This is a genomic window from Streptococcus sp. 27098_8_113 (assembly GCF_041432545.1).
Taxonomy (GTDB): domain Bacteria; phylum Bacillota; class Bacilli; order Lactobacillales; family Streptococcaceae; genus Streptococcus.
Genome location: NZ_JAPVZU010000005.1, coordinates 114,239 through 123,652, shown reverse-complemented (window position 1 = coordinate 123,652; position 9,414 = coordinate 114,239). Strand labels below are relative to the sequence as shown.

At 40.5% G+C, this 9,414-nt stretch carries 10 protein-coding genes; all 10 read left to right on the top strand.

Translation table 11 applies throughout. From position 1 onward, the window contains the following. On the top strand, nt 1–540 hold a 540-nt coding region (locus O3644_RS04655; protein ID WP_371595173.1), incomplete at its 5' end, for an LPXTG cell wall anchor domain-containing protein. Between the two features lie 306 nt (nt 541–846). After that, nucleotides 847–1,659, top strand: a complete 813-nt coding sequence (locus tag O3644_RS04650; protein WP_268730926.1) for a hypothetical protein — start codon at nt 847–849, stop codon at nt 1,657–1,659. Beyond that, the gene (locus O3644_RS04645) at nt 1,604–1,780 is read left to right on the top strand and encodes a hypothetical protein (protein ID WP_061422521.1); all 177 of its coding nucleotides are present in this window, start codon (nt 1,604–1,606) and stop codon (nt 1,778–1,780) included. Before O3644_RS04650 ends, O3644_RS04645 begins: the two co-directional genes overlap by 56 nt. A 106-nt stretch (nt 1,781–1,886) precedes the next feature. After that, complete coding sequence (gene holA / locus O3644_RS04640) at nt 1,887–2,924, top strand: DNA polymerase III subunit delta (protein ID WP_371595172.1); 1,038 nt, start codon at nt 1,887–1,889, stop codon at nt 2,922–2,924. A gap of 91 nt (nt 2,925–3,015) precedes the next feature. Further along, nucleotides 3,016–3,621 carry a superoxide dismutase SodA gene (gene sodA, locus O3644_RS04635; protein ID WP_371595171.1) on the top strand — a complete coding sequence of 202 codons (606 nt, stop codon included), beginning with the start codon at nt 3,016–3,018 and terminating at the stop codon, nt 3,619–3,621. A 113-nt stretch (nt 3,622–3,734) separates the two neighbouring features. Then, a complete protein-coding gene (locus O3644_RS04630; RefSeq protein WP_371595170.1) occupies nt 3,735–4,787 on the top strand; it encodes a serine hydrolase in 1,053 nt (350 codons plus the stop codon). Nucleotides 4,788–4,983: 196 nt separating this feature from the next. Beyond that, nucleotides 4,984–5,763, top strand: coding sequence for a YhfC family intramembrane metalloprotease (locus O3644_RS04625; RefSeq protein WP_371595169.1), 780 nt, complete (start codon nt 4,984–4,986; stop codon nt 5,761–5,763). 301 nt (nt 5,764–6,064) lie between these two features. Further along, on the top strand, nt 6,065–6,751 hold the full coding sequence (locus O3644_RS04620; RefSeq protein WP_371595168.1) for a Crp/Fnr family transcriptional regulator: 687 nt from the start codon (nt 6,065–6,067) through the stop codon (nt 6,749–6,751). 304 nt (nt 6,752–7,055) lie between these two features. Further along, the gene (arcA, locus tag O3644_RS04615; RefSeq protein WP_005590767.1) at nt 7,056–8,285 is read left to right on the top strand and encodes an arginine deiminase; all 1,230 of its coding nucleotides are present in this window, start codon (nt 7,056–7,058) and stop codon (nt 8,283–8,285) included. Nucleotides 8,286–8,342: 57 nt separating this feature from the next. Then, nucleotides 8,343–9,359, top strand: coding sequence for an ornithine carbamoyltransferase (gene argF / locus O3644_RS04610; protein WP_005590765.1), 1,017 nt, complete (start codon nt 8,343–8,345; stop codon nt 9,357–9,359). Nucleotides 9,360–9,414: the final 55 nt, after the last annotated feature.

The following is a 9,414-nucleotide window of genomic DNA, read 5'->3' as shown; positions in this document are numbered from 1 at the left end:
GTATCCGCATCAATCAGTGCATCTGAATCAGTAAGCAACAACTCAAGTAGTACTTCAGTTTCAACAAGTACTTCAGTAAGCTTGAGTAACAGCGTAAGTACATCTACATCACTTAGCAATAGCGTTTCAAACAGTTTGAGTACAAGTGCGTCACAACAATCTAACTCATTCAGCTATAGTAAGGGTGAGCCAACAAGCGAATCTAAGCCAGAGTTTAACCTTCCTAGCTACCTTGAATCTGTAAGTGCAAGTGAGTCAGTCTCAACAAGCACAAGCTTGAGCAACAGCGCAAGTACCTCAGCTAGCTTGTCTGACAGTGCTTCAATCTCAAGTGCTACAAATCACTCTCAAGCACCTAAGCCACAGCCTGCACAACCAGAACAAGTCAAAGTTACTCCAAACGCTAAGGCTTTACCAAATACAGGAACTGCAAGTAACCAATTTGCTGGTCTTGGATTAGGAGTAGCTGCCTTGGTAACTGCCTCTCTTCTTGGTAAGAAGAAGAGATCAGCAGCTTCTGAAATGGATTTAGAAGACTAAGTTCCAAAAATCGGCTACAATGAAATTTTGTTGATATCATTTTAGCGATGAAGATAAGAACCCCGGATGGCTCAAGGCTATCTGGGGTTTTTGGGCTCTTTTCTACCATTTGTCAAGTCTATCAGGGCTTTAAGTAAAAAAGAGATAAGACAGTAGCTATTCTGAGGTTACTGTCTTATTTTTAACACTTTTTGATCCATAAAAGGGCATGCTAAAAAACACCTCATCTGGTATTTTTTGAAACAAGGTGTTACCATAATACGGCATAGACAGCCTTTAGGATTCAGAAAGAAAGGCATAACCACTATGATTTGTTTGTTTGACCGCTATGATCAAGCAAGTTTTGATTTGTTACGTTCATTAAAAGCAACAGGACTTGATTGTCCTGTTGTTGTTGTACAAGACGATGGCTATCTTGCACCAGATGTTGAGTCTCCTTACAGTTATTTTACAGGAGACTTGGACACGCCAGAAGGCCGGGCAATTTATTTTAATCTTGTCCCGAAACCTCACCTATGGGAGATCCGCTCCAGCAATGTAAATGGCGAAATCTTGGATATGGGCAAGAAGCGTGCCAATATTTTCTATCGCCAACCGACGCATGAAAGACGTGTGCGGGCTGTCGAATGGCTGGATACAGAGGGGAAAGTTCGAGCAGCAGATATCTACAATCGCAAAGGACGGCTTTTCGCACAAATAACCTACGACCAGACACAACGTCCGACCCATACTCGCTATTTTGATCAGAGCAATGTCGTGGTCATTATGGAAAATCATCTGACTGGCGATATTATCCTGACACTGGAGGGAAAACGTCATATCTTTAAATCCAAACAAGAATTTGTCGTCTTTTATCTTCAGTATCGTGGATATGATACAGATCGTATTATTTATAATTCTCTAGCGACTCCCTTCTTGGTGGCTTACGCTCTTCGTCCTAAAAATGGCCGTGCAGAAGATGTTCTTTTCTGGCAAGAGCCTATCGGAGAGGCTTTACCAGGCAATATGAAAGCGGCTATGAAGCTGCCTCATCGCAATATCCGCATCGCTGTTCAGGACAGGCATGCCAGAGAAGAAAAAGGGAATTCTGCAGGAACATATCAACGAGCAACTAGATAATCGTAGGAGACCGTTGAAAAGAGAGAAGCAAGAATTTAGTATGATTGCAGTTCTAGGTGGCATTCTTTTTCTTATCACTCTCTTGGTCACAATCATCATGCAGTTGGGACAATTCTTTTAGTCTCGGATATTCTAGTCAGAATGATAAAAAACAGCAGACTTTCCTGCTGTTTTTTGTTACAATTTATACATGACTAAGAATCAAGAAAATAGAAGGGAGTGCCACTGTGTTAGCAATTGAAAAAATTAGGAAAATCACTCCCGAAAACCTTCCGCCTTTAACGATTCTGACGGGAGATGACTTGGGGCAATTTGAGCTGTTAAAAGACGAGTTTCTGAAGCAGATTCACTACGATCCAGCGGATTTGAATGTCACGTTGTTTGATATGAAAGAAACGTCTTATGCAGATGTGGAGTTAGATTTAGTCAGTCTGCCTTTTTTTGCGGATGAAAAGATTATTATTTTAGATCATTTTGCGGATCTAACGACAGCAAAAAAGCGCTATTTATCGGATGAAGAGCTCAAGTCCTTTGAGCAGTATTTGGAAAATCCTAGTAGCACGACCAAATTAGTCATTTTCGCGGAAGGCAAGCTGGACAGCAAACGCAGATTAGTCAAGATACTCAAGCGTGACGGACAGATCTTTGAAGCAGCTGAGATTAAGGAAGCAGACTTACGTCAGTATTTTACCAAACAAGCCCAGCTTGAAGGTTTGGACTTTGTTCCGAAGGCTTTTGACCACTTGCTCATCAAATCAGGCTTTCATTTCAGCGAAATCAGTAAAAACTTGGCTTTTCTGAAGTCTTATAAAGAGTCGGGGCAAGTCAGTCTGGAAGATATCGCTGAGGCCATTCCCAAAACCTTGCAGGACAACATTTTTGATTTGACCCAGCTGATTTTACAGAAACAAATTGATGCCGCACGGAGTTTGGTGCGCGATCTAACCTTGCAGGGTGAAGATGAAATCAAGCTGATTGCCATCATGTTAGGCCAGTTTCGAATGTTTACTCAGGTTAAGATTTTGGCGGATAATGGCCGATCTGAGAGCCAAATCGTGTCGGACTTATCAGACTATCTAGGCCGCAAGATGAATCCCTTCCAAGTCAAGTTTGCCCTCAAGGATGTGCGTGGGCTTAGCCTCAGCTTTCTGAAAAGAACCCTGACCTGCTTGATTGAAACGGACTATCAAATCAAGTCTGGCCTCTATGACAAGGACTACCTTTTTGACCTTGCCTTGCTGAAAATCGCAACAGGAAACTTCTAAAAGCTTAGCAAAATTTATAAGCAAAATAGTTGAAAAATGTGCGTTTTTGCGTTATGATTTGTATAATAATAAAGAAAATGAGGACAAGTAAATGGCAATTATTTTACCAGATCTACCTTATGCATACAACGCTTTGGAACCTTACATCGATGAGGAAACAATGCACCTTCACCATGATAAGCACCATCAAACTTACGTAAATAACGTAAATGCAGCGCTTGAAAAACATCCTGAAATTGGTGAAGATTTAGAAAAACTGTTGGCAGATGTTGAGTCTATTCCGGCTGATATTCGCCAAGCAGTGATCAACAACGGTGGTGGACACTTGAACCACGCTCTTTTCTGGGAATTAATGACTCCTGAAAAGACAGCTCCTTCAGCAGAACTTGCAGCAGCAATCGATGCGACATTCGGTTCATTCGAAGAATTCCAAGCAGCCTTCACTGCAGCAGCAACAACTCGTTTCGGTTCTGGTTGGGCATGGTTGGTTGTCAATAAAGAAGGTGGTTTGGAAGTTGTCTCAACTCCTAATCAAGACACACCAATTTCTGATGGTAAAGCACCAATCCTCGGCTTGGACGTTTGGGAACATGCTTACTATGTGAAATACCGCAACGTGCGTCCTGACTACATCAAGGCTTTCTTCTCAGTGATTAACTGGAATAAAGTGGATGAACTCTACGCAGCAGCTAAATAATAGAATTATAAAACGGATCGCAATGATTCGTTTTTAAATGCCCTTGAATTGACCTTTCTACTTGTTATTTTAATGAGAATCTTTTATAATACTAAAATATTAGGAGAAAAACTTTGATTAAAAATGACATAAAGAAACTGGCTTGCTGGTTCGGTGGTGTTTTTTTATTTATTTGTTATTTGGGTCTTTTGGTGGAACCGCAGCGAGCTGATAAAAAGATAGCAGAAGCAGGTCAAGCAATTGCTTCTTCACAAGCTACAGAAGGAGAAGAAACGAAGTCTGAGGCGACTGCGCGTGCTAGCAAGACAATGGAAGAGAAGCAAGAGGTGATGGAGCAAGACCTTCCGACCATGGAAGCCTTGGGCTTATCTTACGATTATGCGAATATGACGCTGCCACAAGTTGTTCAGGCTTACATGGATGACATGGGAATTGACTCTTCTCAGATTGCTTTTTCTTATAAAGATCTGACGAGTGGGCAAACTTATGCCATGAATGATACCCAGCCTATGACAGCAGGATCTACCTATAAACTTCCCCTTAATATGTTGGTTGTTGATGAAGTAGCAGCAGGAAAATTATCACTGGAAGAGCGGTTTGATATTACCAATACCAGCTATGAATACAAGGGAGAGCACGATAACTATGTAGCGGCCTTCAATGGCGCCATGTCTATTCCTGATATGCAGGAGTATTCCCTAGTCTACTCTGAAAATACGCCCGCTTATGCGCTAGCAGAGCGACTAGGTGGGATGGACAAGGCCTACAGCATGTTTGAAAGATATGGTCGATCAAAAGCTAAAGTCAAGACGATCAGCAGAGAAAACAAAACAACAACGGATTATTATATTCAAGTTCTAGAGTATCTGTGGAATAATCAAGAAAAATACAAGGACATTCTTTATTTTATCGGTGTTTCCTTCCCTGGTGAATATTACAAGCGTTATTTATACGATTTGACAATTTACCAAAAGCCTGGGTATGTTAGAGAGGCTCTCAATGTTGATGCTATTGTCATGGAGGAGAAGCCTTATATTGTGGCACTTTATACAGCCTATCTAGGTGGCAGCACAGAAGCCAGTGAGGAGATTAGTGGAGTTGGTATTGATCAGGTCGGTCAGATTGCCTATATCATCAATGAGTGGCACCGGGTCAACATGAATTAAAATCGGCCCAATAACTAGGTTCTGCAACGAACCTGCTGAATGAGGCTGTTTTATAGAAAATAGTTGTAGAATGCGAGTCGATCCTCGCATTTTGTTCTGAATGTGAGTTTTCTGACCAGCTTTTTTAGAGGATTGACATCTGGGAGGAAAAAGGTATAATTCTAGTAAAACTTTTAATAGTTGAGGAGACGATTTCATGCTTCAAACGCATATTTTGATTGCTATGGTGCTGATTTTAGCCGCTGTAGTCATTCCAGTAATTTATTTTAAAAAGACCAAGCAGATTTCCCTGCTTGTTTTCCTCTTAGGAGGGGTTGGATTTTATCTGTCTAGTCAGATTTTCGAAAATCTCCTACATCGATTGGTTCTACAGCCTCAGGCTGATGGAACGATTGCTCTAATGAAAAATGCTCCCTTGCTCTATGTTTTGTATGGCATTGCAACGGCGGCTATCTTTGAGGAGACAGCGCGCTATGTGATTTTTCGATATTTACAAAAGAAGCGTCCACTGACTATCGGTGATAGTCTGGCCTATGGTTTAGGACACGGCGGGATCGAAGCTCTTTTCATCGGTATTTCAGGTCTCTTGAGTCTGTTTGTCCTCGCTCATCTAGTCAGCCAAGGGGACAGCCCTTTGCTAGCGAAATTACCCCAAGCGACGATTTCTTATGTACAAAAACTACAGGCAGGTCAAATTTACTTACTGGCTTTCGAGCGGATTTTAGCACTTGCAATCCAAGTATTCTTGACTTTCTGGGTTTGGACGGCTGTAAAAGATAAGAAGCTAGGCTATTTTCTTGCAGCTCTGGGCTTTCATGCTTTGATTGATTTGGCTCCTGCTCTGGTTCAAGTTGGTTGGCTGACTCAGCCAATTCTGGTTGAAGTGATTATTTTGGTAGAATTTCTTGCTCTGGTATTTCTGACTAAGAAGTTTCTATCGATATCAATTTTTAATACCAAGAGTAAAAATGCTTAATGAGGCTCAAGTAAAGAAGGTAAGAGTTTAAACGAGATTAGATAGTAAGGAGAGGTTAGGACAAAAGATTCCTAGCCTCTCTTTTTGTTAGAAAAGGATTCTTAATGTACTTAGCAGGAGTATTTTAAAAGTTCTGAGAGAATGTTTAAAACGAATTTTCGAAGCAAGCGAGTAAAGCTAAATTGCTAACGATTTACTTTCATAGTATTCCTTTTTTTTGACAAAATAAACTGGTCTAATAATTTTTGTTTTTGGAAGCGGATTTATGTTATAATACTGGTAGTGAGCAAGAAGGGTTATTATGATCAATAAGGAACATTATCAGATTATTAGACAGCATCCAGCATTTGCACATTTTCCTGTGGAAATTTTTGATAAGATTGCTATTGAGATTCAATTTCGCAAGATCCCTAAGGGACAGATTATCTTCTTTTCGGGGGATCGCAGGGATCGTCTTTTCCTCCTGCATCGAGGTTATGTCCGTATCGAGCAGTACGATTTGACCGATACTTTTTCATATATGGACTATATTAAAATGAATAGTGTGTTTCCCTATGGGGGAATGTTTTTCGACGAGCGTTATCATTATACAGCTAGTGCGGTTACCAATGTCGAGTACTTCAGCATTCCGATGGACTTGTTTGAAGACTATTCAAAAAAGAACGTGGATCAGCTGCTATTTATCACCAAGCGCTTATCACAAATTTTAGAGTTTCAGGAATTACGATTGCGGAATGTTGTCTCGGCAAGTGCGACGGACCGTGTAACCCAGTCTCTATCTATTTTATGCATGGATTTGTGCAAAGAACAGGATACGCTCCCTTTTCCAATGAGTATGAAAGAGTTGGCCAAGCTAGGAGCTACCACACGCGAAACGGTCAATCAGGTTCTAAAAAAACTGAGAGAAGAAGGAATGATTGACTATGAGCATAAAAAATTGACATTTAAGAATAAGGAGTACTTTATGAGGTATTTTGAAGGAAGCTAATCAATCATTTGATTGGCTTTTTTCAAACATTTTTACACATTTAAAACTTTTTTCTGATCATATTCTAATATTAACTGAACATATATTTTTTACAAAAAAATATATATTCCTAAAAATAATAGAATAACCAAAATATGCAAAGAAAACGCTTTAAAATAAATAAATATCACAATGTTTTATAAAAAACGCGAAGGATTTGGCATTTGTAATGTAAGATTTTAGGTGTAAGCCTTTTCAATCCATGGTAGAATAGTAGCATAAAAGGGATTGGGAAACCAAACCTCAACGAAAAGGAGGACAATAGATGTCTACACATCCAATTCATGTTTTCTCAGAAATTGGGAAACTGAAAAAAGTTATGTTGCACCGTCCGGGCAAAGAGCTGGAAAACTTGCTACCGGACTACCTAGAACGTCTTCTTTTTGATGACATTCCTTTCTTGGAAGATGCTCAAAAAGAACACGATGCATTCGCTCAAGCCCTTCGTGATGAAGGAATCGAAGTTCTTTATCTCGAAAAATTGGCTGCTGAATCTTTGATTTCTCCAGAAATTCGTGAACAGTTCATCGAAGAATATTTGGAAGAAGCAAATATTCGTGGACGCGAAACTAAGAAAGCTATTCGTGAATTGCTGCATGGTATCAAGGACAACCAAGAATTGGTTGAAAAAACAATGGCAGGGGTTCAAAAAGCTGAATTGCCAGAAATTCCTGATGAAGCGAAAGGTCTGACTGACTTGGTAGAATCAGATTATCCATTTGCAATTGATCCAATGCCAAACCTTTACTTCACACGCGATCCATTTGCTACCATTGGTAATGCTGTATCGCTCAACCACATGTTTGCAGATACTCGTAACCGTGAAACACTTTACGGTAAATACATTTTCAAATACCACCCAGAATACGCTGGAAAAGTAGAATTGGTTTACAACCGTGAAGAAGATACTCGTATCGAAGGTGGGGACGAACTGGTTCTTTCTAAAGATGTATTGGCAGTTGGTATTTCTCAACGTACAGACGCAGCTTCTATCGAAAAACTTTTGGTGAATATCTTCAAGAAGAATGTTGGCTTCAAGAAAGTATTGGCCTTTGAATTTGCTAACAACCGTAAATTCATGCACTTAGATACTGTCTTCACTATGGTTGACTATGATAAGTTCACCATTCACCCAGAAATCGAAGGCGACCTTCGTGTTTACTCAGTCACTTATGAAAACGAAAAACTGAAGATCGTTGAAGAAAAAGGTGACTTGGCTGAACTTCTGGCTCAAAACCTTGGCGTAGAAAAAGTTCATTTGATTCGTTGCGGTGGCGGCAATATCGTAGCAGCTGGACGTGAACAATGGAATGACGGTTCTAACACCTTGACTATCGCTCCTGGTGTGGTAGTGGTGTATGACCGCAATACCGTAACCAACAAGATTTTGGAAGAATACGGGCTTCGCTTGATTAAGATTCGCGGAAGTGAATTGGTTCGGGGCCGTGGTGGACCTCGTTGTATGTCTATGCCATTTGAACGTGAAGAAGTTTAATTCGTGTTCGACAATCTATCAATAGAAATTTAATAACTAGAAAGAGGAAATAACAGAATGACACATTCAGTATTCCAAGGACGTAGCTTCCTTGCAGAAAAAGACTTTACTCGTGCAGAATTAGAATACCTTATCGGACTTTCAGCTCATTTGAAAGACTTGAAGAAACGCAATATTCAGCACCACTATCTTGCTGGTAAGAATATCGCTCTCTTGTTTGAAAAAACATCTACTCGTACGCGTGCAGCCTTTACTACAGCAGCTATCGACCTTGGTGCACATCCAGAATACCTTGGCGCTAATGATATTCAGCTTGGTAAGAAAGAATCTACAGAAGATACTGCTAAAGTATTGGGACGTATGTTTGACGGGATTGAATTCCGCGGCTTCAGCCAACGCATGGTAGAAGAATTGGCAGAATTCTCAGGTGTTCCAGTATGGAATGGTTTGACTGACGAATGGCACCCAACTCAAATGCTTGCTGACTATTTGACAGTCCAAGAAAACTTTGGTCGTTTGGAAGGCTTGACATTGGTTTACTGTGGTGATGGACGTAACAACGTTGCTAACAGCTTGCTGGTAACAGGAGCTATCCTTGGCGTTAACGTTCACATCTTCTCTCCAAAAGAACTCTTCCCAGAAAAAGAAATTGTTGAATTGGCAGAAGGCTTTGCGAAAGAAAGCGGCGCACACATCCTCATCACTGAAGATGCAGACGAAGCTGTTAAAGGTGCAGATGTACTTTACACAGACGTTTGGGTATCTATGGGTGAAGAAGACAAATTCGCAGAACGCGTTGCACTTTTGAAACCTTACCAAGTTAACATGGAATTGGTGAAGAAAGCTGACAATGAAGATTTGATCTTCTTGCACTGCTTGCCAGCATTCCACGATACAAATACTGTTTACGGTAAAGATGTCGCTGAAAAATTTGGCGTAGAAGAAATGGAAGTAACAGACGAAGTCTTCCGCAGCAAATATGCTCGCCACTTTGATCAAGCAGAAAACCGTATGCACACAATCAAAGCTGTTATGGCTGCTACACTCGGCAACCTTTACATTCCAAAAGTATAATTTATAAACCGTAATACCAACAGCTATGAGGGCTGCGACTAATAGCTTTAGTCCA